The 25,849-nt window shown below is 70.1% G+C and carries 22 protein-coding genes; 20 read left to right on the forward strand and 2 right to left on the reverse strand.

Annotated elements, in window-relative coordinates; translation table 11 throughout:
* Nucleotides 1-25: 25 nt before the first annotated feature.
* The 3 genes from STARVERO_RS04525 to STARVERO_RS04535 all read left to right on the forward strand — a co-directional run bounded on the left by STARVERO_RS04525 (nt 26) and on the right by STARVERO_RS04535 (nt 2,919).
* Nucleotides 26-1,345, forward strand: coding sequence for a homoserine dehydrogenase (locus STARVERO_RS04525; RefSeq protein ID WP_159598049.1), 1,320 nt, complete (start codon nt 26-28; stop codon nt 1,343-1,345).
* A gap of 13 nt (nt 1,346-1,358) precedes the next feature.
* Complete coding sequence (glpX, locus tag STARVERO_RS04530) at nt 1,359-2,354, forward strand: class II fructose-bisphosphatase (protein WP_159598050.1); 996 nt, start codon at nt 1,359-1,361, stop codon at nt 2,352-2,354.
* A 223-nt stretch (nt 2,355-2,577) separates the two neighbouring features.
* Nucleotides 2,578-2,919: a hypothetical protein gene (locus STARVERO_RS04535; RefSeq protein ID WP_159598051.1), complete on the forward strand. Its 342-nt coding sequence runs from the start codon at nt 2,578-2,580 to the stop codon at nt 2,917-2,919.
* Nucleotides 2,920-3,169: 250 nt separating this feature from the next.
* Here STARVERO_RS04535 and STARVERO_RS04540 read toward each other — a convergent pair whose 3' ends face one another.
* On the reverse strand, nt 3,170-3,874 hold the full coding sequence (locus STARVERO_RS04540; protein WP_144342909.1) for an alpha/beta hydrolase: 705 nt from the start codon (nt 3,872-3,874) through the stop codon (nt 3,170-3,172).
* Between the two features lie 205 nt (nt 3,875-4,079).
* Between STARVERO_RS04540 and STARVERO_RS04545 the strand changes: the two genes are divergently transcribed.
* The gene (locus tag STARVERO_RS04545; protein WP_159598052.1) at nt 4,080-4,943 is read left to right on the forward strand and encodes a DMT family transporter; all 864 of its coding nucleotides are present in this window, start codon (nt 4,080-4,082) and stop codon (nt 4,941-4,943) included.
* 188 nt (nt 4,944-5,131) lie between these two features.
* Here the strand turns inward: STARVERO_RS04545 and STARVERO_RS04550 are convergent, their stop codons facing one another.
* Nucleotides 5,132-6,502: an esterase-like activity of phytase family protein gene (locus STARVERO_RS04550; RefSeq protein ID WP_159598053.1), complete on the reverse strand. Its 1,371-nt coding sequence runs from the start codon at nt 6,500-6,502 to the stop codon at nt 5,132-5,134.
* 209 nt (nt 6,503-6,711) lie between these two features.
* On the opposite strand from STARVERO_RS04550, the gene recJ reads away from it, so the two are divergent.
* The 16 genes from recJ to STARVERO_RS04630 all read left to right on the forward strand — a co-directional run bounded on the left by recJ (nt 6,712) and on the right by STARVERO_RS04630 (nt 25,803).
* Nucleotides 6,712-8,532 (forward strand): single-stranded-DNA-specific exonuclease RecJ, encoded by a 1,821-nt coding sequence (recJ, locus tag STARVERO_RS04555; RefSeq protein ID WP_159598054.1) that lies wholly within the window; start codon nt 6,712-6,714, stop codon nt 8,530-8,532.
* 176 nt (nt 8,533-8,708) lie between these two features.
* Nucleotides 8,709-10,010 carry a BaiN/RdsA family NAD(P)/FAD-dependent oxidoreductase gene (locus tag STARVERO_RS04560; protein ID WP_244616575.1) on the forward strand — a complete coding sequence of 434 codons (1,302 nt, stop codon included), beginning with the start codon at nt 8,709-8,711 and terminating at the stop codon, nt 10,008-10,010.
* A gap of 310 nt (nt 10,011-10,320) precedes the next feature.
* Nucleotides 10,321-10,608: a hypothetical protein gene (locus STARVERO_RS04565; protein WP_159598055.1), complete on the forward strand. Its 288-nt coding sequence runs from the start codon at nt 10,321-10,323 to the stop codon at nt 10,606-10,608.
* Nucleotides 10,609-10,783: 175 nt separating this feature from the next.
* Nucleotides 10,784-12,073, forward strand: coding sequence for an imelysin family protein (locus tag STARVERO_RS04570; RefSeq protein ID WP_159598056.1), 1,290 nt, complete (start codon nt 10,784-10,786; stop codon nt 12,071-12,073).
* Nucleotides 12,074-12,077: 4 nt separating this feature from the next.
* Nucleotides 12,078-13,541 (forward strand): multicopper oxidase family protein, encoded by a 1,464-nt coding sequence (locus STARVERO_RS04575; RefSeq protein ID WP_244616576.1) that lies wholly within the window; start codon nt 12,078-12,080, stop codon nt 13,539-13,541.
* Nucleotides 13,541-14,812, forward strand: coding sequence for a di-heme oxidoredictase family protein (locus STARVERO_RS04580; RefSeq protein ID WP_159598057.1), 1,272 nt, complete (start codon nt 13,541-13,543; stop codon nt 14,810-14,812). Before STARVERO_RS04575 ends, STARVERO_RS04580 begins: the two co-directional genes overlap by 1 nt.
* A gap of 13 nt (nt 14,813-14,825) precedes the next feature.
* Nucleotides 14,826-15,950 (forward strand): imelysin family protein, encoded by a 1,125-nt coding sequence (locus STARVERO_RS04585; protein ID WP_144342902.1) that lies wholly within the window; start codon nt 14,826-14,828, stop codon nt 15,948-15,950.
* Nucleotides 15,951-15,962: 12 nt separating this feature from the next.
* Nucleotides 15,963-17,072, forward strand: coding sequence for a DUF1513 domain-containing protein (locus STARVERO_RS04590; RefSeq protein ID WP_159598058.1), 1,110 nt, complete (start codon nt 15,963-15,965; stop codon nt 17,070-17,072).
* Between the two features lie 88 nt (nt 17,073-17,160).
* Complete coding sequence (locus STARVERO_RS04595; protein WP_159598059.1) at nt 17,161-18,348, forward strand: aminotransferase; 1,188 nt, start codon at nt 17,161-17,163, stop codon at nt 18,346-18,348.
* 195 nt (nt 18,349-18,543) lie between these two features.
* Nucleotides 18,544-19,854 (forward strand): urea ABC transporter substrate-binding protein, encoded by a 1,311-nt coding sequence (gene urtA, locus STARVERO_RS04600; RefSeq protein ID WP_159598060.1) that lies wholly within the window; start codon nt 18,544-18,546, stop codon nt 19,852-19,854.
* A 177-nt stretch (nt 19,855-20,031) separates the two neighbouring features.
* Nucleotides 20,032-21,615, forward strand: coding sequence for an urea ABC transporter permease subunit UrtB (urtB, locus tag STARVERO_RS04605; protein WP_422802123.1), 1,584 nt, complete (start codon nt 20,032-20,034; stop codon nt 21,613-21,615).
* Nucleotides 21,612-22,769 carry an urea ABC transporter permease subunit UrtC gene (urtC, locus tag STARVERO_RS04610; protein WP_159598062.1) on the forward strand — a complete coding sequence of 386 codons (1,158 nt, stop codon included), beginning with the start codon at nt 21,612-21,614 and terminating at the stop codon, nt 22,767-22,769. The genes urtB and urtC overlap by 4 nt, the downstream gene beginning before the upstream one ends.
* A gap of 10 nt (nt 22,770-22,779) precedes the next feature.
* Nucleotides 22,780-23,595 carry an urea ABC transporter ATP-binding protein UrtD gene (gene urtD, locus STARVERO_RS04615; protein ID WP_244616578.1) on the forward strand — a complete coding sequence of 272 codons (816 nt, stop codon included), beginning with the start codon at nt 22,780-22,782 and terminating at the stop codon, nt 23,593-23,595.
* A gap of 4 nt (nt 23,596-23,599) precedes the next feature.
* A complete protein-coding gene (urtE, locus tag STARVERO_RS04620) occupies nt 23,600-24,295 on the forward strand; it encodes an urea ABC transporter ATP-binding subunit UrtE (RefSeq protein ID WP_159598063.1) in 696 nt (231 codons plus the stop codon).
* Nucleotides 24,270-25,139, forward strand: a complete 870-nt coding sequence (locus STARVERO_RS04625) for an urease accessory protein UreD (protein ID WP_159598064.1) — start codon at nt 24,270-24,272, stop codon at nt 25,137-25,139. The genes urtE and STARVERO_RS04625 overlap by 26 nt, the downstream gene beginning before the upstream one ends.
* Before the next feature lie 40 nt (nt 25,140-25,179).
* Nucleotides 25,180-25,803 carry an urease subunit gamma gene (locus STARVERO_RS04630; RefSeq protein WP_144342894.1) on the forward strand — a complete coding sequence of 208 codons (624 nt, stop codon included), beginning with the start codon at nt 25,180-25,182 and terminating at the stop codon, nt 25,801-25,803.
* Nucleotides 25,804-25,849 lie beyond the last annotated feature (46 nt).

Raw genomic sequence — 25,849 nt, forward strand, 5'->3', positions numbered from 1 at the left:
GTCTTTTGTTGAGTTCGGACAAACTATGGCGCTGCCGCTGAAAATTGGCATCGCCGGCCTCGGTACGGTCGGCGCGGGCGTGGTGCGTATGCTGGCCCGGCGCGGGGACGTGATTGCGGCGCGGATCGGCCGGCCGGTCGAGGTGGTGGCGGTGAGCGCGCGCGACCGTTCGCGCAACCGCGACTGCGACCTTTCCGGCATGCGCTGGTACGACGACGCCGTCGAGCTGGCCCGCGATCCCGATATCGACGTCTTCGTCGAGCTGATCGGCGGCCATGACGGCGTCGCCAAGGCCGCCGTCGAGGCGGCCATCGCCGCCGGCCACGACATCGCCACCGCCAACAAGGCGCTGCTCGCCCATCACGGCGTCGCGCTTGCCCGCGCAGCGGAGGAGAAGGGCGTCGGCATCCATTTCGAGGCGGCGGTCGCCGGAGGCATCCCCGTCATCAAGACCCTGCGCGAGGCGCTGCTCGGCAACGAGATCACCCGCGTCTCGGGCATCCTCAACGGCACCTGCAACTACATCCTGACGCGGATGCAGGAGGAGGGGCTGTCCTTCGACACCTGCCTCGATCAGGCGCAGCAGCTCGGCTATGCCGAGGCCGATCCGACCTTCGACGTCGACGGCTTCGACACCGCCCACAAGCTCTCCCTGCTCGCCGCGCTCGCCTTCGGCGTGAAGCCCGACCCGGACGCGATCCACGTCGAGGGCATCCGCACCATCACGCTCGCCGACATCGAGGCGGCGGACGAGCTCGGCTACCGCATCAAGCTGCTCGGCGTCGCCGCCCGCACCGGCCATGCGGTCGAGCTGCGCGTGCACCCCACCATGGTTCCCAAGCACTGGCCCATCGCGCAGGTCTCCGGCGTCACCAACGCGGTGGCGATCGACGGCGACGCGGTGGCGCTGACGCTGGTCGGTCCCGGCGCGGGAAGCGACGCGACGGCCTCCGCCGTCGTCGCCGATCTGTGCGACGTCGCCGCCGGCCGGGGCGGCGCGCCCTTCGGCTGGCGGGCGGAAACCCTGCGGCCGGCGGAGAAGGCAGCAATCCAGCGTCATGAAGGTGGGTATTATATCCGCCTTGCGGCGGTCGACCGGCCTGGAACGGCGGCGGCCATCGCCCGCCATATGGCCGAGCAGAACATCTCGCTCGAGTCCATCATGCAGCACCGGCGCGGCCGCCCGCATGGCGGCGAGCGCGCGGAAAGCGCGGAAGACCCGGCGCCGGTGGTGCTCATCACCTACGCCACCAACGAAGACGCGGTGCGCCGCGCGATCGACGCCATCGATCTCGATGGCGTCATCGCCTCGCCGCCGCAGGTGATACGGATCGAGAAGGACTGAGAGGGCTGGGACGATGGCGGAGATTACGGTCAAGGCGGGCCAGGCGCTCGAGCGTATCCTGACGCTTGAGCTGGTGCGCGTCACCGAGCGTGCGGCGGTTGCTTCCGCGAGCCTGCGCGGCCGCGGCGACGAGAAGGCGGCCGACAAGGCGGCGGTGGACGCCATGCGCCGCGAGCTGAACCGCCTGCCCATCGCCGGCCGCATCGTCATCGGCGAGGGCGAGCGCGACGAGGCGCCGATGCTGTTCATCGGCGAGGAGGTCGGCACCGGCAAGGGCCCGGCGGTCGACATCGCCGTCGACCCGCTCGAAGGCACCACGCTCTGCGCCAAGAACATGCCGGGCTCCATCGCCGTCATGGCGATGGCCGAGGGCGGCACGCTGCTCTACGCGCCGGACGTCTACATGGAGAAGATCGCCATCGGCCCCGGCTATCCCAAGGGCACGATCGATATCGACGCTTCGCCTGAGGACAACATCCATTCGCTCGCCAAGGCGAAGGGCGTGAAGCCGTCCGAGATTTCGGCGCTGATCCTCGACCGTCCGCGCCACGCGGCGATCATCGAGGCGGTGCGCAAGACCGGCGCGGCCGTGCAGCTCATCACCGACGGCGACGTCGCCGGCGTGATCCACACCACCAACCCGGAAGAGACCGGCGTCGACATCTATCTCGGCACCGGCGGTGCGCCGGAAGGCGTGCTGGCGGCTGCGGCCCTGCGCTGCATCGGCGGCGAGATGTACACGCGCCTCATCCTCGACACCGAGGAGAAGCGCGAGCGCGCCAAGAAGATGGGCGTCAGCGACCCGAAGAAGATCTACACCATCACCGACATGGTGCGCGGCGACTGCCTGATCGCGGCGACGGGCGTCACCACCGGCAACCTGCTCAAGGGCGTGAAGTACGACAAGGGCGTGGTGAAGACCCACACCGTCGTCATGCGTTCGGCCACCGGCACGGTGCGCTGGATCGAGGCCGAGCACCGCGACCTCTCCAAGTTCCATCTCGGCTGAGACCGCCGGTCGCCGTTCCGTTCCGGGCGGGGTGCGCGAGCGCCCCGCCTTTTCTTTGCGCTGGCTTCCCTGGAATGGCCCTTCCGGAAAGCCCGTTCACGGCCGCCGGGGGGCTTTGGCGACGGCTCGGTGTGCTGTATACCAGAGCGTCGCCGGTGCGCGGTCCATGCGATTGCGGCCGGGAGAACGCAAAGCCAATTGCCAAAGCCAAAGGGAACGACCCATGCCCGCCCCCCATTCCGCGCTTCCCGCCCTGCTGGCCAAGATCGACGCCCTCATCGAGGCCGACAAGTTCAGGGAGGTCGCCGAGACCTTCGCGGCCTTCGTCAAGGAGCACCCGACCACCAGCTACCTCGCCGCCGAGCCGATCCCGTTCAAGCTCAACGTGCGCTTCTCGAAGAAGCACGGCTCCTCGGCCACCACCACCTTCACCCTGCGCCACACCACCTGGGCCTCGGACGTGTCGGTCGCGCTGAAGCAGAGCCCGGAGGCCTTCGCGGCGCTGGTCGCCAAGTACGAGGCCGATCTCGCCGAGATTGCCAAGACGGTGAAGAAGGTCGCCTGAGCGCGCCTTCGCCGACGCATGAGGGAAGGCCGGCCACGGGGCCGGCCTTTTTGTTTTCCGGCGGTGCCGATCTGAAGGCCGTCATGGCCGGGCACGACGTGGTGTGGGTAATGGCCGGCGGCCTCGGGCGACTGCCTTCAACCCTTGTCATCCCGGCCGGAGCGTAGCGGAGAGCCGGGATCGCTTTCCATCCTGCGTGTGATCCCGGGCCGGCCTTGGCCGTCCGGGATGACGGCCGACGAAAACGGGATTACGCCCGCGCCGCGCCCTTCAGGAAATAGTCCACCCCGAGCTGCACCATGTCCGGCTGCGAGGCGTGCGGGCCGGGATGCTCGATATAGGTGAGCTCGTAGCCCGCGCCCCGCAGCTTGGCGGCATGCGCGCGGCCGGCGGTGTTGATCGGCGTCTGCGTGTCCTGCTGGCCGTGGGCGACGAACACCTTCGGGGAGCCCTCCTGTGCCAGCACGGTCATGAAGCCGGCCGAGAAGGCGAGGATGTGGGAGACGATCTGCCCGTTGCTCAGCCCGGTCGACAGCGAGTAGCTGCCGCCGTCCGAATGGCCGGCGAAGGCGAAATGGTCCGGGTCCAGCGTGAAGCGCGAGGCGACCTCCGCGAGGCCGCGGTCGAGCCGCTCGCGGTCGGGCCCGTTGCCGGCGATCACGATGTCCCAGGTGGGAAACTGCGACTGCGGCACCAGCAGCAGGAAGCCGCGCTCCTCCGCATGCCGGCGCATGATCGGCATGATCTTCTCGGCGCTGCCGCCACCGCCGTGGAACAGCGTCATCAGCGGCGTCGGCCGGGCCGGATCGATGCCCTCCGGCACGACCAGCACATAGTCGCGCTCGTCGAACAGGCCGAGATCGTGACGGCCGGCGGGAAGCGCCGGGCGGGTCGGGGCGGCGTGGCGGAAGTCGAGGCGGCCGAGCAGGGACAGGTTGAGCATGGCGCGCACCATAGTGCGCCCGCCGGTTCACGCAAGAAGGCGAGCGCGCGCCCTGTGCCATGAAGGGCACGCAGGGCTGATCTTGCCGCCGGCCTCTTTGCACGCGAACGGTGGAACGTTATCAGCGGCATTGTCGCGCGCGACTCGAATGCCGCGCCGGCGGCTAGCGGTTCGCCCAGAGGCCGCCTTTCCGCGTCCTCCCGCCTTCTGGTCCGCAATGCCGCTCAGGGACAAGCTGCTCGCCGTCGCCGTGATCTGCTTGTGGGCGCTCAACATGATCGTCATCAAGCTGGGCGTGGCGGAACTCCCGCCTATGCTGACCACGGCGCTGCGCTTCACGCTGGTTTCGGCGCTGCTGGTGCCGTTCACCTGCCTCTCGCGCAGGCAGCTGCCCGGCGTGCTGCTGGTGTCCGTCACCTTCGGCACCATCCATTTCGGTCTGCTCTTCGCGGCGCTGGAGCATGCCGAGGCGGGAACAAGCGCGGTCGTCATCCAATTGGGCGCGCCCATCGCGACGCTGCTGGCCTGCCTCTGGCTGCATGAGCCGCTCGGTCTCGTCCGGCTCGCCGGCCTCGTCATCTCGGTCGCCGGCATTGTGATCCTCGCAGCCGGCCCCACGCTGCCGCCGCCCCTGTCGCTGGTGCTGCTGGTGGTGAGCGCCAGCGGCTGGGCGGTGACGAACCTCATCGTCAAGCAGATGCCGGGCATCCGGCCGATGACGATGATGGGCTGGTCGTCGCTGTTCTCGGTCCCGCAGCTCCTGCTGGCGTCGTGGATCTTCGAGGCGGATCGTTGGGGAATGGTGGCCACCGCCGGCTGGAACGGCTGGTTCTCGGTCCTCTACAGTGCTGTCGGCTCGTCGATCATCGCCTATGGCATCTGGTACTGGCTGCTGCAGCGGCATTCGATCAATGCCGTGGTGCCCTATTCTATGCTCAACCCGCTGCTCACCGTGCTTTTCGGCATCGTGCTGATCGGCGACGATCCGTCGCCGGTGAAGATCATCGGCGCGCTGGTCATGGTGGTGGGCGTGGCGCTGATCCTGCGCAAGCCGACCACCACGCTGCCCGATACGGCGTGACGGAGCGCCATTTGACAAAGGCCTGACGTCATCCCCGGGCTCGGCCCGGGGATCCACGCCTCTCTTCTGCCTGTCTGAAGTCGTGGATGGCCGGAACTCAAGCTTGCCTGAGTTCCGCTTCCAACAACCGAAGCCGGCAACTGCCGGCTTCGGGACAAGCCCGGCCATGACGGCGTCCGGTGGAAGCCTCACTTGGCCTTCAGGAAATCGCCGACTTCGAGCAGGATCATCTCGTTGTCGTCCGCCTTCTTCGGGTCGCGGCTCGACGAGAAGGGCAGGTTGTTGTCGTTGCCGACGACGATGTGCGTGGCATCGACCACGTCGACATTCTCGATGGTGAAGAACGGAAAGGTCAGCACGCCGTCATTGAGCGGCTTGCGGGCCTTCTTGTCGGGGTCGGCGATCTTCATCAGGTCGATATGGCCGATCTTGCGCACCGGCTGGCCGACATTCGCATCCGTCAGCTCGACCTTGTAGACGCGCTTGAACTTGGCGAGGTCGTGGAAGCAGTCCGGGCCCTTGGTGCCTTCCGCGCAGGCCTTGTCGGCAGTGCCCTCGGCATTGTCGCGCTCGATGATCAGGCCGGTGGTGCCGTCGATCATGTTGAAGTCGCCGATCGCGTTGCCGTTCTGCTCCAGCACGTACTGCCACACGCGGCCGGTCCACTTCTGCTGACCGATGTCGAATTCGAGGATCGGCAGGAATTCCTTGCCGTCGGCGGTCTTCTGCCAGTCCTTCTTCGCCGCGTCCCAGAGCGGACCTTCGAGCAGGGCGTAGAGGAACTTGCCGTCCTTGGAGGCGGCCATGCCCTCGAAGCCCTTGGAGCGGCGGGCGTTGAACTCGGCCGGCTGGTTCGGCGCGCCGGCGGAGGCGACGAGGTAGTTGTCGGGGGAGCGCACCGGCGCCTCGCCGGCGACCGTGTCGAACACGGCGAGCACCTTGCCGGTCTTGTCGGCCTTGATCAGGAAGGGGCCGAACTCTTCCGCGATCCACAGGTCGTCGCCGATGATCTGGAAGCTCTCGAGGTCGAAGTCGGAGCCGGTGAGATAGCGCTTTTCGGTGCCGTCATGGACGATGCGGAACGGCACCTTCTTGTCGGGGTCGGTGAGGAAGACGGTCTCGACCGGCTCGAAGGCGCCCGTGGCCCAGTCGATCTTGTAGCGGTTGAGATAGAGCGCCGAATCCGGGCTGTTGGCCTTGGAGCCGAAGCCGTTGTCGGTGAGGATCCAGAAAGTGCCGTCCGGCATCACCTTGACGCCCGAATGCCCCTGGCGCGGCTGGCCCTTGAACGGCACGGAGACGCCGGTCGGACGCCCGCCGGACTTGCCTTCCACCGTGCCGATGGCCTCGACGCGCTTGCCGGTCGTGTACTTGCCGGAGGTCTTCAGGTCTTCCGGCGCGTCGGCCGGCATCTCGATGAAGCTCTCCGCCGGCAGCACGGCGTGGCCGGCGAGGGTGGCGGGGTAGGTCTGGTCGGCACGGGCGCCGGAGGAGGCGAGGGCGACGAGCGCCAGCGCGGCGCTCGCGAGCAGGGAGTGGCGGGAGACGATGCGGGCCATGGCGGTTCTCCGTTGGGAAGGGGCGGCGAAGCCGGGAGCGCCCTTCCTGACCCGCCGCCATGTCGGCCAAGCAACGAAGCGATGACGGAGCGATGACGCTCCCCGCCCGCGTCGCGGCTCCTATTGGCCGGGCGAAAACCGCGGCGCAGGCGTGCCGTGCGCGGGGAACGGCTTCATGCGCGCGGCGCATCGTGCTTATCCTGCGGGCCATGAGTCTCGTCCTTCCCACCGCCGCGCCGGCGCCCCGGCCGTTCCTCGGCGTCTCCCGCTCGGTCACGGGCCGCTTCTGGCGCGAGCGCCTCGACGCGCGCGCCGCGCAGGCCACCCTCGCCATGGTGCAGCGTCACGGCGTGCCGGAGATCCTCGCCCGCGTGCTAGCCGGGCGCGGCGTCGGCATCGACGAGGTCGAGGCGTGGCTCGACCCGACCGTGCGCCGCCTGCTGCCCGATCCCGACACGCTCACCGATATGGGCGCCTGCGTCGCCCGGCTGGCCGACGCGGTGGTGAAGGGCGAATCCGTCGCGGTGTTCGGCGACTACGACGTGGACGGCGCCACCTCGACCGCCCTGCTGGTCGAGGTGCTGCTCGCCGGCGGGCTCGATCCCGCCTTCCACATTCCCGACCGCATCTTCGAGGGCTACGGCCCGAACATTCCCGCCATCGAGGCGCTGGCCGCGCGCGGCGCGAGCCTGCTCGTCACCGTCGACTGCGGCACGATGAGCTTCGAGCCCTTCGCCCGCGCCCGCGAGATCGGCCTCGACGTCGTGGTGATCGACCATCATCAGGCGGGCGAGACGCTGCCCGCGGTCGAGGCGCTGGTGAACCCCAACCGCGTGGACGACCTCTCCGGCCTCGGGCACCTGTGCGCCGTCGGCCTCGTCTTCGTGGTGGCGGTCGGGCTGGTGCGGGAGCTGCGCCGGCGCGGCTGGTGGAACGCGGAGCGGCCCGAGCCGGACCTGCTGGCCAGCCTCGACCTCGTGGCGCTCGGCACGGTGGCCGACGTCGTGCCGCTGCTCGGCCTCAACCGGGCCTATGTCACCAAGGGCCTCCTCCAGCTGAGGAAGCGCGAGCGCCCCGGCCTCACGGCGCTGATGGACGCCGCGCGCCTCTCCGGCCCCCCCAAGGCCTGGCACCTCGGCTTCCTGCTCGGCCCTCGCATCAATGCCGGCGGGCGCATCGGCGACGCGGGTCTGGGCACCCGGCTGCTGCTCACCCGCGATCCCATCGAGGCGCAGGCGATCGCCGCCGAGCTCGACCGGCTGAACACCGAGCGCCAGCAGGTCGAGCGGGCCATCGTCGCCGAGGCGGAAGCCGAAGCCGAGGCCGCCCTCGGTCTAGCGGGCGAGGGGGCGGTGATCCTCTCCAGCGGGCAGGGCTGGCATCCCGGCGTGGTCGGCCTCGTCGCCGCGCGGCTGAAGGAGAAGTTCGGCCGCCCGGCCTTCGCCATCGCCTTCACCGGCGAGACCGGCGCCGGCTCGGCCCGTTCCATCCCCGGCGTCGATGTCGGCCGGGCGGTTCGCGGGGCGGTCGAGCTCGGCCTTCTGGTGAAGGGCGGCGGCCACGCCATGGCGGCGGGCCTCACCGTGGCGCGCGACCGGCTCGGGGACCTGCGCGCCTATCTGGAGGAGGCGCTGACCGTCTCCGTCGAGGAGGCGCGGGCGGTGGACGAGACGATGATCGACGGCGCCCTCTCGGCGGCCGGCGCGACGCCGGATCTCGTCGACCTCATGGAGCGGGCGGGGCCCTACGGCGCCGGCAATCCGCAGCCCGTCTTCGCCTTCCCCGCCCATCGCGTCGTCTATGCCGAGGCGGGCAATGCCGATCAGGTGCGGGTGCGCCTGCGCGGCTCGGACGGGGCGGTCATCTCCGGCGTCGCCTTCCGCGCGGCCAACGCCCCGCTCGGTCAGGCGCTGATGGCGGCGCGCGGCCAGCAGGTCCATGTCGCCGGAACGCTCGATCTCGACACCTGGCAGGGGCGCACGCAGGTGAGCCTGCGCGTCAGCGACCTCGCCTCAACGGAAATGCCGTGAGAATACATGGCGTTGCACCAGGTTCCGGAATCAGTTCGTCAGACTGTTGAATCGGTGTTTGAAGCCGTCGCGGAACCTCTTCCACCAGCGGAATCGCCCACCGCGTTCCCCGGCCCAAGCGGCTGGCGGCACTGCGGAATTAAGACCGCGTTAACCCTGAATCGAAAGCTCAGCCGGTGATTCCAAGCCACGACAGCGACTCGCGGATTCCCTCGGTAGCCGTCATCGGCGCCGGCCCGGCGGGTCTGATCGCCGCCGAGACGCTGGCGCGGGCCGGCTACCGGGTGACGGTCTATGAGCGCATGGCCTCGCCGGCGCGAAAATTCCTCATCGCCGGGCGCGGCGGGCTGAACCTCACCCATTCCGAGCCGCGCGCGCCGTTCCTCGCCCGCTACGGCGCGGCGGCGGAGTGGCTGGCGCCGATGATCGACGCTTTCCCGCCCGGCCGGCTGCGCGCCTTTGCCGAAGGGCTCGGCGAGGCGACCTTCGTCGGGTCGAGCGGCCGCGTCTTCCCCAGGAGCTTCAAGGCGTCGCCTCTGCTGCGCGCCTGGCTCGGGCGGCTGGAAGGGCTCGGCGTGCGGCTGGCGAGCCGGCACCGCTGGCTCGGCTGGGGCGCCGGGGGAGCGCTGCGCTTCGAAACCCCGGAGGGCGAAGGCGAGGTCGCCTGCGACGTCGCCATCCTCGCGCTGGGCGGCGCGAGCTGGCCGCGCCTCGGCAGCGACGGCGGCTGGGTCGCGATCCTCGAGGAGCAGGGCATCGCCGTCGCGCCGCTGCGTGCCGCAAACAGCGGCGTGCGCATCGGCTGGTCGGACGCGTTCCGCACCCGCTTCGCCGGCGAGCCGCTGAAGCGCATCGCGCTCGCGGTCGAGGGGGTGAGCGTGCGCGGCGAGGCGATGATCGATGCCGCCGGGCTGGAGGGCGGCGCGGTCTACGCCCAGTCCGCCCGGCTGCGGGAAGCCATCGCCCGCGAGGGGCAGGTCGTCTTCGAGATCGACCTGCGGCCGGACCTCGGCCTTGATGCCCTCGCGGCCCGGCTGGCGCGCGCCCGCAAGGGCGAGACGCTGGCGAACCGGCTGCGCAAGGCGGCCGGCCTTGCCCCCGCCGCGGCGGGTCTCCTGCGCGAGGCGGCGTTCCCGCTGCCGGCCGAGCCGGAGGCGTTGGCGCGGCGGATCAAGGCCGTTCCGCTGGCGGCGACCGCCATGGCGCCGCTGGAGCGGGCGATTTCCTCGGCCGGGGGCATCGTGCGCGCCGCGCTCGACGAGCGGCACATGCTCCGCGCCTGTCCCGGCGTCTTCGCCGCCGGCGAGATGCTGGATTGGGAGGCGCCGACCGGCGGCTATCTCCTGCAGGCGAGCTTCGCCACCGGCTTCGCGGCAGCCTTTGGCGCGCTGCAATGGCTGAACCGCCCCGCGCCGGAGGCGTGGGCCGGTCCGTGGGCGGCCGGGGATGAGAGTGAAATGGCGCGGGACGACAGCTGAGGGAGCGCGTGCCGTCGTCCCGCGCGGTTCACGAGACCTGCCGGGATAAGGGTCTCGCGAAGGATTTGCCGGTAAGTTCGATGATCGCGAGTGGTATTCGCGGTTCGTCGTCGGCGTTGCGAGGATAAATACGCGTGCTTTTCGTCATGTACAACGATTATCTTCCGATATTATTATAGTTCTAAACTATTGCATCCTGCGTTTTTACTTTGCCGGCGACGGTGCTCGCGTCCGCGGCTTGCGCCGTCCGCACCGGGCGCTTAACTCCCTGCGGTGAGGGGCGCGACGCGACGGGACGCGAGAGGTAGGCATGGCACGTCTGTTCTTCCGCCGGGGATCGGCCGGCGAGGCCGCACCGGACGCCGCGCGCGAACTCGCCGCCAAGGCGCGCGTGCTGCTGGGCGTGGGCGAGGAAACCACCATCTCGATCAGCGAGATCGCGTGCGGCGATCCGGCCTGCGGCGGCGCCGAGACGGTCGTGCTGGTGATGCGGCCCGGCCGGCGCACCGAGGCGGCCAAACTCATGAAGCAGCTGTCGACCGTGACCGACGACGAGCTGGCCGAGGCGCTCCAGCCGCTTCTTGACCCTGCGTCATGAGCGGGAGGTGGCGGAACAAGTATTGCTGCGGATTTACATGTCTTCCGCGCTTGTGTTTCGTGTCGTCGCAGTATGAAAGCGTTCTAAAGTAGGTCCGAACACTTGCGACTTCTTGGGGCGCTGGCGTAGGAGTCTCCCGCTATGACGCCGCGACGCCGGCGGGAGGAGACATTCCATGCGAGCCAGATCACTGTTCGCCGCGCCGCTTCTCGCGGCCGTTGCGCTGGGTGCCATCGTTGCGGCCGGCCCGGCTGCGGCCGACAACGCCCCGAAGGTGCGCGACATCGTCGTCACCTACGCCAACATCGCCGAGGCGATGTATGCCGACAGCCTGAAGACCGCCAGGGACCTGCAGACGGCGGTCAACGCCTTCGTCGCCGAGCCGACCGAGGCCAATCTCGACAAGGCGAAGGCCGCCTGGAAGGCCGCCCGCGTGCCCTACCAGCAGACCGAGGGCTACCGCTTCGGCAACGCCATCGTCGATGACTGGGAGGGCCGCGTGAACGCCTGGCCGCTCGACGAGGGTCTGATCGACTATGTCGACAAGAGCTACGGCGACTCCTCCGACGAGAACCCGCTCTACACCGCCAACGTGATCGCCAACACCAAGATCCGCGTCGGCAAGAAGACCATCGACGCCTCGAAGATCACGCCGAAGCTGCTCGACAGCCTTCAGGAGGCGGGCGGCGTCGAGTCGAACGTCGCCATCGGCTACCACGCCATCGAGTTCCTGCTGTGGGGCCAGGACCTCAACGGCACGGGCGCCGGGGCCGGCAAGCGCCCGGCCACCGACTACTCGACCACGAACTGCACCAACGGCAATTGCGACCGCCGCGCCGCCTATCTGAAGGCCGCCACCGACCTGCTCGTGTCCGATCTCGAGGACATGTCCAAGGCGTGGGGCGCCAAGGGCAAGGCCCGCGCTGCCGTGGCGAAGCAGAAGGACAAGGCCGCTCTCGGCACCATCCTCACCGGCCTCGGCTCGCTTTCCTATGGCGAGCTGGCGGGCGAGCGCATGAAGCTCGGCCTCATCCTCCACGATCCCGAGGAGGAGCACGACTGCTTCTCCGACAACACCCACAACTCGCACTATTATGACGAGCTGGGCATCGCCTCGATCTATCGCGGCAAGTACACCCGCGTGGACGGCAGCGTCGTCGAGGGCCCGTCCGTCGCCGCCTACGCCGCCGCTCTGGCGCCGAAGGCCGCCGACGAGGCGAACGCCAAGGTCGACGCCGCGCTCGCCGCGCTCAAGGCCATCAAGGACGAGGGCGACAGCGGCAAGCAGGCCTATGACCAGATGATCGGCGAGGGCAATGCCGAGGGCAACGCCCTCGTGCAGAAGGGCGTGGATTCGCTCGTCGCCCAGACCCGCGCCATCGAGGGCGTGGTCGGCGCGCTGAAGCTCAAGATCAAGGTCGAGGGCTCGGACAGCCTGGACGATCCGTCCAAGGTCGGTCAGTGAGGCCATGATGAAGAAGAGCGGCGCGGGTCTCTCGCGCCGCGCCTTTCTCGGCGCGGGCGCGGTCCTCGGGGCATCGGCGCTGCTCGCGCCGACGCGCACGGGACAGGCGCGGGTTCCCGCGCCCTTCGCGCCGACGCGGACGGTGGCGCTGAAGGCCGGCGAGGCCGAGCTGAAGCTGCTCGGGCCCGACAGGCCGGCGACCCGCATCCTCGCTTATGACGGCGAGCCGTTCCGCACCTTGCGCCTTCCGCGCGGCACCCGGCTTCAGGCGACCTTCCTGAACGGGATGCACGAAGGCTCGACCCTGCATTTCCACGGCATCCGCATGCCGAACGAATATGACGGCGTGCCGACCCTGACCCAGCCGCTGGTGCAGCCGGGCGGAAGCTTCGTGCACCTGCTGCCGCTGGACGATCCCGGCACCTTCTTCTTCCATCCCCATTGCGACGAGACCGGCCAGGCGGGGCGGGGGCTGGTGGGCGTGCTCATCGTCGAGGACCCGCGCGATCCGGCATTCGACGCCGAGCACGTGCTGACGCTCAAGGACTGGCGGCTCGCCGACGATGGCGGCTTCCTCGAGCTCTCCGAGCCCAACGGCGCCTCCAGGGTCGGCACCTTCGGCGCCACGCGCACCGTCAACGGCGCCGTCTCGCTGAACCTGACGGCGCCGGCGGGCGGGGATGTGCGGCTGCGCATCCTCAACGTCGATTCCACCCGCATCATGGATATCGGCGTCGAGGGCGGCGAGGCCTGGCTCATCGCGGTGGACGGCCATGCGCTCAGGCCCGTGCGGCTTGACGACCTGCCTGACGGCGTCTGGCGCATGGGGCCGGCGCAGCGCATCGACGTCCATCTGCGCATGCCGCGCGACGGCAGCCCGGTGCAGGTCGGCGACTACCGCGCCGCCGACATCTACCACTTCGCCACCATCGCCGCCGAGGGCAAGGTTGCCCGGCCCCGCAAGGGACCTCTCGCGCTGCCGAAGCCCGAACTGCCGCGCCCGGACATGAAGAAGGCGGAGCGCTTCTCCTTCACCCTCCAGCAGGCGACCGACGCGGCGGTGAAGGACATCGCCCTGCCGCCCGACGACCCGCTGGCCAAGGCGCTGCTCGACAGCCTGTGCGTCGGCTCGACCACCTATTGGGGCATCGATTCCGAATCCTGGCCGACCGGCAGTCGCCGCAACGTGCCGCCGCCGCTGGCGCGCATGACGACGGGCCGCTCCTATGCGGTCGAGATCAAGAACGAGACGCGCTTCCCCCATCCCGTGCACCTGCACGGCCACGCCTTCGAGGTGCTGTCGTCGAGTCTCGACCGCCTGCCGCGCCATTTCGCTGATACGGTGCTGGTGCAGCCCGGCGAGGCGGTGACGGTCGCCTTCGTCGCCGCGCCGGGCGACTGGGTGTTCCATTGCCACATCCTGGAGCATATGGAGACCGGGATGATGGGCTGGTTCCGGATCGTGTGATGGGCCGCCGCCACCATGCCCGGCGCCCGGCGCCCTCCTCGGGCCTCCGGTCGCTGCGTGCCGTCCTGCTCGGCCTGGTGCTTCTCCCGGCGCCCGCCCTTGCCGAGGACAGCCGTCTCGACGCCGCCATCGGCAAGGCGCTGTTCGAGCGGCCCTGGGTGCCGGCGCCGAGCTCCACCCGCGCCAATGACGGCCTCGGCCCGCTCTTCGACGCGCGCTCCTGTTCCGCCTGCCATCCCGGCGGCGCGCGGCACGGCGCCACGGCGCTCGACCGGGCCGGGCGGCCGGACGGGCTCGGCCTGGTGCTGTCGCTGTTCCGCGCCGATGGCCGGGGCGATCCCGTCTATGGCCACCGGCTGGAGACCATGACGCTGCCGGGCGTTCCGGCCGAGGGCACCTTCGCCGTCTCGGTGGAGAAGGGCCGCCGCGTGCCGCGCATCGAGGTGCCCGGCTACGGCCCGCTCGATCCGGCGACGCATGTCTCCCTGCGCGCCGCGCCGGACCTGCGCGGGCGCGGCAAGCTGGAGCTGGTGGACGACGCGACCATCCTCGCCCTCGAGGACCCGGACGATCGCGACGGCGACGGGGTGCGCGGCCGCGCGCGGCGGCTCGAGCCGCCCGAGGGCGGCTCCGTCGTCGGCCGCTTCGGCTGGAAGGCGAGCCACCCGACGCTGGCGGGCCAGACCTCGGAAGCCTTCGCGCTCGATCTCGGCCTGTCGACGCCGCTGCGGCCCGAGCCGTGGGGCGACTGCACGCAGGCGCAAACCGCCTGCCGCAGCGCGCCGCACGGGCGCGACGCGGAGGGCGAGCCGGAAATCTCCGCCGCTATCGTCGACCGCATCGTCGCCTATCTGCGCGGCCTCAAGCTGCCGGTATCGGAGGCGGATGCGCTCGGCGCGGGCGCCGAAGCGCGTGGTGCGAAGCTCTTCGCCGCCACCGGCTGCGCCGCCTGCCACCGTCCCTCGCTGCCCATGCGCGGCGGCGGCAGCGTGTCGCTCCACACCGACGTGCTGCTGCATGACATGGGCGCTGGACTGGCCGACACCTCCGGCGTGCCGGGCGCGGCGGCCGGCGAATGGCGCACCGCGCCGCTGGCCGGCATCTCCGGCGCGCTGGCGCGCGGTGTCGGCCTGCTGCACGATGGCCGCGCCGCGACCGTCGCCGAAGCCGTGGGCTGGCACGACGGCGAGGCGGCGGGCGCCCGCACCCGTTTCGAGGCGCTGGACGCGAGGGAGCGCCGGACGCTGATCGATTATGTCTCTTCCCTCTAGAGCGAGGCCGACCATGAACCGCTCCCCCTTCGCCGTGGCGCTGGCGCTGGCGAGCCAGATCGGGCAGGCGGCGCAGGGCGTGCCCGCCATCGCGGCCGCCACCGCGCTCATCGGCAACATCTTCGTCAGCCGCGCCCATGCCGCCGCGATCTCGGCGCCCGACGTGGTCGAGAGCTGGCTGCTGCCGCGCTACGACACGCTGCTTGCCGGCGCGAAGGCCCAGCAGGAGGCGTGGGAGGCTTTCTGCAAGACTCCTTCCGCCGAGGGCGTGGCCGGGCTGAAGGCGCGCTTCGCCGCCGTTTCCGATGCCTGGGCCTCGGTGGAGTTCATCACCTTCGGCCCGGTGATGCTGTCGCTGCGCGCGGATCGCTTCAACCTGTTCCCCGAGCGGCGCAACGCCGTCGGGCGCTCGGTGGCGGAGATCGTCGCCGATCCAACCGACGAGCGCTTGCAGCCGGACCGCTTCTTCCGTCTCAGCGCGGCGGTGCAGGGCCTGCCCGCGATGGAGCGCCTGCTCTATGACGACGGCGCCGAGGCGGCGCTGCTGTCCGGCCCGGAAGCGTTGCGCCGCTGTGCCCTCGGCCGGGCTGTCGCCGGCAACCTCGCCATCATCGCCGGCGAACTGCGCGACGGCTGGGGAAGCAAGAGCGGGGGCCTTCTTGCCCAGCTTCTCGCCGGCAAGGCGGACCCCGTCTACTTCCCCGAGCCCAACGCCCTGCTGAGCCAGATCGTGACCGATCTCGCCGGTGCCTATCAGCGCGTCGTCGACCAGCGCCTGCTGGTGGTGCTGGGCAAGAACCCGGACGAGGCCAGGCCGCTTCTGGCCGACCGCCGCCGCAGCGGCCTGTCGAAGGAAACCATCGTCGCCATCATCGCCAGCGCCGGCGAGCTGGCGGAGCGCCTCGCGCAGGGGCTCGCCGCCAAGGATCAGGCGAGCATCGCCAAGACCATGCAGGCCGCCCGCGCGGCCGCCGAAGGATTGCCCGACGACATCGGCGCGGCTGCGACCACGGCGCAGGGCCGCAAGACGCTGGAAGGCGCGGCCGCCGCTTTCAAGGCGGCGCAGGCAAGCGTCGCCAGCCCGCTGGCTGCCGGCCTCGGCGTGCCGCTCGGCTTCAACGCGCTCGACGGCGACTGAGGGGAGGCGGGGATGGGACGTCTCGATCTTTCCCGCCGCTCGCTGCTGGGCCGGCTCAGCGGCCTGGCGGTCGCGCCGCGCGTCCTGTTCGGCGGCGGCGCGCACGCGCAGGATCATCTGCTGGAAGCCGAATGGCTCGCCACCGCCGGTGTCGAGGGCGGCTTCGCGCCGGTGGTGCTGGCGCCCGATTTCGCCGCGACGTCGGTCGGTGCCGGCACGCAGCGCCTGCATTGGGTGGAACCGAGCCCGGACGGGCGGACGGCGGTGGCCGTTGCCCGCCGTCCCGGCACCACCGCGGTGCTGTTCGACCGGCGCGCCGGCTCCGTGCTGGCGACCTTCGAGCCGGGCGAGGGGCGGGTGTTCTCCGGCCATGGCCGGTTCGTCGATGGCGGCCGGCGTTTCCTCGCGGTGGAGATCGACCGTGCCAGCGGGCAGGGCACGGTCTCGCGCCGCGTGGTCGAGGCGGGCTTTGCCATCGAGGCGGAATGGGCGTCCTCCGGCATGGGGCCGCATGACATGCTGCCGGCCGGCGGCGCGCTCGTCGTCGCCAATGGTGGCATCGAGCCCCATACGCCGGAAGCGCTCGGCGCCGAGATCGCCGGCTCCAGCGTCGCCCGGCTCGATCCCGTCACCGGCGCGGTGCGCTCCGTCGCCGAGCTGGACGAGGATCTCGCCTCGTTGTCGCTGCGCCATCTGACCTCCGGCCACGACGGCTTCACCGTGGTCGCCGCGCAGGACCTGCTGGCGGACGGCATCGCCCGTCCGCTCCTCTACGCGGTGGAGGCAAACGGCCTGCGCGCCTTCGACGCCCCGGAGGAGGCGTGGCGCGGGCTGCGCACCTATGTCGGCTCGGTGGCGCTCGATGCCTCCGGCGCCTTCGTCGCGGCGGCGAGCCCGCGCGGCAACATGGTCGCCGTCTGGCGCCGGGACGGGCGCTTCGTCGGCACGCTGCCGCTGGTCGATGGCTGCGGTCTGGCGCCGACGCGCGAGCCGGGCCGCTTCCTCGCCACCAGCGGGCTCGGCGAGACCGTGCTGATCGGCACCGATGGCGAAAGCCTCGGCGTTCTGGCCCGGCGCTCCGGCGGGCCGCGCTTCGACAATCACGCGGTGCTGGCAGCCTGATAGACGTGCGGGCCTTTCCTTTTGCCCGCCGCCGGATAAAACGGATGCACAGCGTTCGAACGCCGTTATTCCGAATCCGGTCCGTGGAATGAATTCCCTCTTCGCCTCCCTGCCGACCACCGTCTTCGAAACCATGTCGCGCCTCGCCCGCGAGCATGACGCGGTCAATCTCGGCCAGGGCTTTCCCGACGATCCCGGTCCGCTCGACGTCCGGCAGAAGGCGGCCGAAGCGATCGTCGACGGCTGGAACCAATACCCGCCGATGATGGGCACGCCGGAGCTGCGCCATGCCGTGGCGGCGCATTATCGGGCGTGGCAGGGCCTCGACCTCGATCCCGAGAGCGAGGTCATGGTGACGTCCGGCGCGACCGAGGCGATCGCCGGCGCGCTTCTCGCCCTCATCGAGCCGGGCGACGAGGTCGTGCTGTTCCAGCCGCTCTACGACGCCTATCTGCCGCTCGTGCAGCGGGCCGGCGGCGTGCCGCGGCTCGTGCGGCTAGTGCCACCGCACTGGCGGATCACCGAGGAAGCGCTGGCGCAGGTCTTCTCGCCGCGCACCCGCCTCGTGCTGTTCAACAACCCGCATAATCCCACCGGCCGCGTCTTCGGGCGCGACGAACTCGATACCCTCGCTCGTTTCTGCACCCGCTCCGGGGCGGTGCTGGTCAGCGACGAGGTCTGGGAGCACGTCATCTTCGACGGCCTCTCCCATCATTCGGTGCTGTCGCTGCCGGGGCTGCGCGGGCGGGCGGTGAAGATCGGCTCGGCCGGCAAGATCTTCGGCATGACGGGCTGGAAGGTCGGCTTCGTGTGCGCCGCGCCGGAGCTGATGCGGGCGCTCTCGCGCGCCCACCAGTTCCTCACCTTCACCACGCCGCCGGCGCTTCAGCAGGCGGTGGCCTACGGGCTCGGCAAGGAGCGCGACTGGTTCCTGTCGACCCGCGCCGGGTTGCAGCGCTCGCGCGACCGGCTGGCGCGGGGCCTCGCCGGGCTCGGCTTCAGCGTGCTGCCCTCCGCCGGCACCTACTTCCTCAACGTCGATCTTGCTCCGCTCGATCCCGCCCTGCGCGACGAGGCGTTCTGCCGGCGGCTGGTGGAGCGCGAGCGGGTCGCCGCGATCCCGGTATCGGCGTTCTACGCCGAGCAGCCGGTGGAGAGCGTCATCCGCTTCTGCTTCGCCAAGACGGATGCCACGCTCGACCGGGCGCTGAACCGTCTTTCCGCCGTCGGCGCCGAGCGGCTGGCGGGCACCTCCGCCTCGGATGCATACAAGTAGCGGGCGCTCTCGGGCAAACGCCCGAAATGTGACTATTTTGCCTATTTATTGATCGTTTCTGTCGTTGGGGCGGCCGGGCTGCGGTGAGACCCGGCTTGGTGGGGCCGGGCGCCCGACCTTTGGCATGCCCATTGCTCTTGTTTCCTTCGGCGCGCGGACGGGGGTCCTGCGCGTGAACTCCAGAAGGGAACAACGATGCTCAACCTGTTCACCCAGGCGCGGCGTGCAGCCGGTCGCGCCGCCGTCGGCGCGGCGACGCTCGCGCTGGCCGCGGCCAGCGTGCCCGCTCACGCGCAGGAAACGATCAAGGTCGGCGTGCTGCATTCGCTGTCGGGCACCATGGCCATCAGCGAGACCACGCTGAAGGACACCGTGCTGTTCATGGTTCAGGAGCAGAACGCGAAGGGGGGCGTTCTGGGCAAGAAGCTGGAAGCGGTGGTGGTCGACCCGGCGTCGAACTGGCCGCTCTTCGCCGAGAAGGCGCGCGAGCTGATCGAGAAGGAGAAGGTCGCAGTGGTGTTCGGCTGCTGGACCTCGGTGTCCCGCAAGTCCGTGCTCCCGGTGTTCAAGGAGCTGAACTCCATCCTGTTCTATCCCGTCCAGTACGAGGGCGAGGAGAGCGAGCGCAACGTGTTCTACACCGGCGCCGCCCCGAACCAGCAGGCGATCCCGGCCGTCGACTACCTCATGGAGAACGAGGGCGTGAAGCGCTGGGTGCTCGCCGGCACCGACTACGTCTATCCCCGCACCACCAACAAGATCCTCGAAGCCTATCTGAAGTCCAAGGGCGTCGCCGCCGAGGACATCATGATCAACTACACGCCGTTCGGTCATTCCGACTGGCAGACCATCGTCGCCGACATCAAGAAGTTCGGCTCGGCCGGCAAGAAGACCGCCGTCGTCTCCACCATCAACGGCGACGCCAACGTGCCCTTCTACAAGGAGCTCGGCAACCAGGGCATCAAGGCCACCGACATCCCCGTGGTCGCCTTCTCGGTCGGCGAGGAAGAACTCGCCGGCATCGACACCAAGCCGCTGGTCGGCCACCTCGCCGCGTGGAACTACTTCCAGTCCGTCGACACGCCGGAGAACGAGGAGTTCATCAAGAAGTGGCGCGGCTACATCAAGAACGACAAGCGCGTCACCAACGACCCGATGGAGGCCACCGTCATCGGCTTCGAGATGTGGGTGAAGGCGGTCGAGAAGGCCGGCACCACCGAGCCGGACAAGGTCATCCCGGCGCTCATCGGCGTCTCCGTGCCGAACCTCTCGGGCGGCTTCTCCACCATGATGCCGAACCACCACATCACCAAGCCGGTGCTCATCGGCGAGATCAAGGATGACGGCCAGTTCGACATCGTCGAGCAGACCCCGGGCCTGATCGTCGCCGAGGAATGGTCGCCCTATCTGGAGGGCTCGAAGGACCTGATCGCCGATTGGCGCGCGCCGATGAACTGCGGAAACTTCAACGTGAAGACCGGCAAATGCGGCGGCGCCGGCCAGTGAGGCCGGCCCCCGGGCGGGGTTCGTGACCTCGCCCGGCCTTCCGAACACGACCGGTCGCCCCCGGGCGGCCGGTCCGCGTACCGCCGTCGCCGCCGGAGCCCGCTCCGGCCATCCCCAGCGCCCAATCGACGGACGATGATGATCCCAAGCGCTCGCCTTCGCCGCCTGAGCCGCGTGATGCTCCTCGCGCTCGCCGTGCTGTCCGCCTCCGCCCTCGCCGGGCGCGCCGAGGCGCAGGACGTCGGCGGCGCGCTCGCCCAGCTCGCCACCAACAAGTACGACGACACCGAAGCCGCCCTTTCGGCGCTGGCGCTGAGCGGCGATCCGGCCGCCGCCGGCATCGTCTCGGCGCTCGCCGAGGGCAGGCTGGTCTTCGGCGGCACGCCGCCCCGCGTGTTCATCCAGGGGGAGGGCGGGGCGCTGCTCGATCCGCTCACCCGGCAGCCGGTCGCCGATGCGCCGGCGGTGAAGCCCGTGCGCGTCAACAACCGCGTCCGCCGCGCCATCGAGGCGGCGAGCGGCGCGCTGTCGCTGGTCAGTCCGGATCCCGCGAAGCGTCTGGAGGCGGCGCAGGCCGTCGGCCGCTCGCGCGACGCGGCGGCGCTGCCGGCGCTCGACGCCGTGCTGGCGAAGGAGACCGACCCGAAGGTGAAGTCGGCTCTGGCGCTCGCGCGCGCCTCCATCGTCATCGGTCAGGCCGGCGTGCCCGAGGCCGACCGCATCGCCGCCATCGAGGTGGTGGGCGCGCAGGGCAATCAGGACGCGCTCGCCCTCCTGCGCAGCGTGCCGGCTGATGCCTCGCCGGCGGTGAAGGACGCCGCCGCCGCCGCCATCGCCGGCATCGAGCGCAACCTCGCTTTGTGGGGTGCGGCACAGAACGTCTGGTACGGCCTGTCGCTCGGCTCGGTGCTGCTGCTCGCCGCCATCGGCCTCGCCATCACCTTCGGCGTGATGGGCGTCATCAACATGGCGCATGGCGAGATGGTGATGCTGGGCGCCTACACCACCTTCGTGGTGCAGGAGCTGATCCGCACCCACAATCCCGGCCTGTTCGACTGGTCGCTCATCATCGCCGTGCCGCTGGCCTTCCTGTTCACCGGCCTCATCGGCGTGATCATCGAGCGCACCGTCATCCGCTTCCTCTATGGCCGGGCGCTGGAGACGCTGCTCGCCACCTGGGGCATCTCGCTCATCCTGCAGCAGGCGATCCGCACCCTGTTCGGCCCGACCAACCGCGAGGTTGGCGCCCCGAGCTGGATGTCGGGCTCCTTCGAGATCGGCCAGCTCTCCATCACCTATGGCCGGCTCTGGATCATCGTCTTCGCGCTACTGGTCTTCGTCGCCCTGCTGGCCGTGCTGCGGCTCACCCGCATCGGGCTGGAGATGCGCGCGGTGACGCAGAACCGGCGTATGGCCGCCTCCATGGGCATCCGCACCAACTGGGTGGACGCCATGACCTTCGGCCTCGGCTCCGGCATCGCCGGCATGGCGGGTGTGGCGCTGAGCCAGATCGACAACGTCTCGCCGAACCTCGGCCAGAGCTACATCATCGACAGCTTCCTCGTCGTGGTGTTCGGCGGCGTCGGCAATCTCTGGGGCACGCTGGTCGGCGCCATGTCGCTCGGCGTCGCCAACAAGCTGCTGGAGCCCTATGCCGGCGCGGTGCTCGGCAAGATCGCGCTGCTGGTCATCGTCATCCTGTTCATCCAGAAGCGCCCGCGTGGCCTCTTCGCCCTCAAGGGGAGGTCGATCGAAGCATGAGCATGACCGATACCCGCCCGCCGGCCCTTCTCACCACCAGTGGCCTCGTCTTCCTCGGCGTGCTCGGCGCCGCGGCGGTGCTCGTGCCGGCGCTCAATCTGCTGACGGCGCCGGACAATGCCCTGCACGTGCCCACCTATGTCGTCTCGCTGCTCGGCAAGTACCTCACCTATGCGCTGCTCGCCCTCTCGGTGGATCTCATCTGGGGCTATGTCGGCATCCTCTCGCTCGGCCACGGCGCCTTCTTCGCGCTCGGGGGCTACGCGATGGGCATGTACCTCATGCGCCAGATCGGCCCGCGCGGCGTCTATGGCGATCCGGTGCTGCCGGACTTCATGGTGTTCCTCAACTGGAAGGAGCTGCCCTGGTTCTGGTACGGCTTCGACCTGTTCCCCTTCGCCGCGCTGATGGTGCTGCTGGCGCCGGGCATCCTCGCGCTGGTGTTCGGCTGGTTCGCCTTCCGCTCGCGCGTCACCGGCGTCTATCTGTCGATCATCACCCAGGCGATGACCTTCGCCCTGCTGCTGGCCTTCTTCCGCAACGACATGGGCTTCGGCGGCAATAACGGCCTGACCGACTTCAAGGACATTCTCGGCTTCAACATCCAGGCGGATGGCACGCGCGTCGTGCTGTTCGTGCTCTCCGCCGTGGCGCTCGGGCTCGGCTATGTGCTGTGCCGCTTCCTCGTGCGCTCGCATTTCGGCAAGGTGCTGGTCGCCATCCGCGACGCGGAAACCCGCGTGCGCTTCACCGGCTATAGGGCGGAGAACTACAAGCTCGTCGCCTTCGTGGTCTCCGCCATGCTGGCGGGCATCGCCGGCGCGCTCTACGTGCCGCAGGTCGGCATCATCAACCCGTCGGAGTTCTCGCCCGCCAACTCCATCGAGATCATCGTCTGGGTGGCGGTGGGCGGGCGCGGCACGCTGGTCGGCGCGGCGCTGGGGGCGGTGCTGGTGAACTACGCCAAGACCTACTTCACCTCCGGCCTGCTCGCGCCCTACTGGCTGTTCATGCTCGGCGGCCTGTTCGTCGCCGTCACCCTGTTCCTGCCCAAGGGCATCGTCGGCACCTTCTACGACTGGCGGGCCCGCCGCCGGGCGAGCGACGACATTCCCGGCGCCGAGCCGGCCGCCACGCCGAAGCCGGCCGAGTGAGGGGAAAGCGATGAGCGATACCGAAACGCTGATCCCGGACATCGAACCCGACGACGGGCTCGGCGCGGCGAAGAAGACGCTGACCGAGGCGCTGCTCTACCTCAACGCCGTGACCGTCACCTTCGACGGCTTCCGCGCGCTGAACGAGCTGTCCTTCACCGTCGATCCCGGCGAGATGCGGGCCATCATCGGCCCGAACGGCGCCGGCAAGACCACGATGATGGACGTGATCACCGGCAAGACCCGCCCCGACAAGGGCGACGTCTTCTTCAACGGCGGCACCACCGACCTGACCCGGCTCGACGAGACCGAGATCGCGACGCTGGGGATCGGCCGCAAGTTCCAGAAGCCGACCGTGTTCGAGAGCCACACCGTCCTCGACAATCTGCGCCTCGCGCTGAAGGGGCAGCGTTCGGCGCTGCCCAACATCTTCCGCCGCGAGACGGCGGCCGAGCGCGAGCGCATCGACGCGATCTTCGAGACCATCCGGCTGACCCAGCATCGCGACCGCCTCGGCGGGGCGCTGTCGCACGGCCAGAAGCAGTGGCTGGAGATCGGCATGCTGCTGGCGCAGGACCCCAAGCTCCTCCTCGTCGACGAGCCCGTCGCCGGCATGACGGATGCGGAGACCGCGCAGACCGCCGAATTGCTGCGCGAGATCAACGCCAACGGGCATTCCGTGGTCGTGGTCGAGCACGACATGACCTTCGTGCGCGATCTCGGCGTCAGGGTCATGTGCCTGCACGAGGGCTCCGTGCTGGCCGAAGGCACGCTCGATCAGGTCAGCGCCAATGAGCGCGTCATCGAAGTCTATCTGGGGCGCTGACGGCATGCTCGAAGTCGACGACATCAACCTGTTCTACGGCGCGGCGCAGGCCCTGCGCGGCGTCTCGCTCACCGCCGAGCCCGGCAAGGTCACCTGCGTGCTCGGGCGCAACGGGGTGGGCAAGACCAGCCTCATGCGCGCCATCGTCGGGCAGGCGCCGGTGGCGAAGGGGGCCATTCGCTTCAACGGCGAGGACATCACCGCCATGGCCCCGTCCGAGCGCGCCCGGCGCGGCATCGCCTTCGTGCCGCAGGGACGCGAGATTTTTCCGCTGCTCACCGTGGCGGAGAATCTGGAGACCGGATTCGCCCCGCTCAGGCGCGCCGACCGTTTCATCCCCGACGACGTGTTCTCGCTGTTCCCGGTGCTGGATTCGATGATGCGCCGGCGCGGCGGCGATCTCTCCGGCGGCCAGCAGCAGCAGCTCGCCATCGGCCGGGCGCTCACCATGCGGCCGAAGGTGCTGGTGCTGGACGAGCCGACCGAGGGCATCCAGCCGTCGATCATCAAGGATATCGGCAATGCCATCCGCTACTTGCGGAGCAAGGGCGACATGGCCATCGTGCTGGTCGAGCAGTATTTCGACTTCGCTAGGGAACTGGCGGACCATTTCATCGTGATGGAGCGCGGCGCGGTCGTTCTGTCGGGCGACGGCGCCGCACTCGAGGACCCCGATGTACGCAACCGAATTGCCGTTTGAGCCCGCTCCCGCCTCGATCCCGGTCGAGCGGCGGGGGCAGGGGCGGCTCTCGGTCGAGGTGCGGGCGCTGGAAGGGCGCACCGTGCGCGGGCGTATCGAGGAGGCCGGCTTCGCCCGCGTCCGCTTCCCGCTCTCCGGCCGTCGCGGCCGCTCGCTGGAAGCGGTGATGATTAACACCGGCGGCGGTCTCGCCGGGGGCGACAGCGCGCAGACCTGCCTGTGCGCGGGGCGCGATGCCCAACTTGTGGTCACTACCCAGGCCGCCGAGAAGGTCTATCGCTCGGATGGCGCAGTCTCGCGCATCGGCGTCGAGCTGACGGCGGAAGCGGGCGCGTCGCTCGACTGGCTGCCGCAGGCGACCATCGTCTTCGACGGCGCGCGCATCGAGCGTTCCATCGCCGCCGATATCGCGCCGGACGCGCGTCTGCTGCTCGTCGAGCCCGTCGTGCTGGGTCGCACGGCGCGGGGCGAGCGCCTGTCGCACGGCCGGCTTCACGACAGCTGGCGCATCCGTCGCGGCGGGCGTCTGGTCTATGTGGACGGCCTGCAGCTCGACGGCGACATCGCTTCGACGCTCGACCGCCGCGCCACGGCTGGCGGCTGGGCGGCCTTCGCGACCATCCTCCTCCTCGCGCCCGATGCCGAGGGCCGGCTGGAAGCGGTCCGCGAGGCGCTCGGCCTGCCGGATGAGCTGCCGGAGAACCTCGACGCCGGCGCCAGCGCCTGGGACGGCATGCTCTCCGTCCGCCTGCTGGCCCGCGACGGCGCGCCGCTCGATTCCGCCATCCGCCGCGTCGTCGGCGCGCTCGGCGTCGCCGAGATCCCGCGCATCTGGCATTCCTGATGCAAGTACCGTTCGCTTTTGCAGAGCCGGAGACGTACCGATGAATCTGAGCCCGCGCGAGAAGGACAAGCTCCTCGTCGCCATGGCGGCCATGGTGGCCCGCCGCCGCCTCGAGCGCGGCGTGAAGCTGAACCATCCCGAGGCGGTGGCGCTGATCACCGACACGGTGGTGGAGGGCGCGCGCGACGGCCGGACGGTGGCGGAGCTGATGACCCTCGGCACCACCGTGCTCTCGCCCGAGCAGGTCATGCCGGGCGTCGCCGAGATGATCCACGAGATCCAGGTTGAGGCGACCTTCCCGGACGGCACCAAGCTCGTCACCGTGCACGAGCCGATCGCCTCCGCCGGCCACGCGGCCGGCGCGCCGGGCGAGGTGCTGGTGGACGAGGGCGAGATCGAGCTGCTGGCCGGCCGCGAGATCGTCGCCATCACCGTCGCCAACACCGGCGACCGGCCGATCCAGGTCGGCAGCCATTACCACTTCTTCGAGACCAACCCGGCGCTCGCCTTCGAGCGGGAGAAGGCCCGCGGCATGCGCCTCGCCATCCCCTCCGGCACCGCCGTGCGCTTCGAGCCCGGCCAGAGCCGCGAGGTGAAGCTGGTCGCCCTCGCCGGCAAGCGGGAGGTCTACGGCTTCCGCCAAGACGTGATGGGCGCGCTGTGACGCGCTGAACGCGGCCCGCCCTTCGCCCCGCCTCCCGCCCTTCGCC

The sequence above is a fragment of the Starkeya nomas genome (assembly GCF_902703545.1).
Lineage (GTDB): Bacteria > Pseudomonadota > Alphaproteobacteria > Rhizobiales > Xanthobacteraceae > Ancylobacter > Ancylobacter moscoviensis.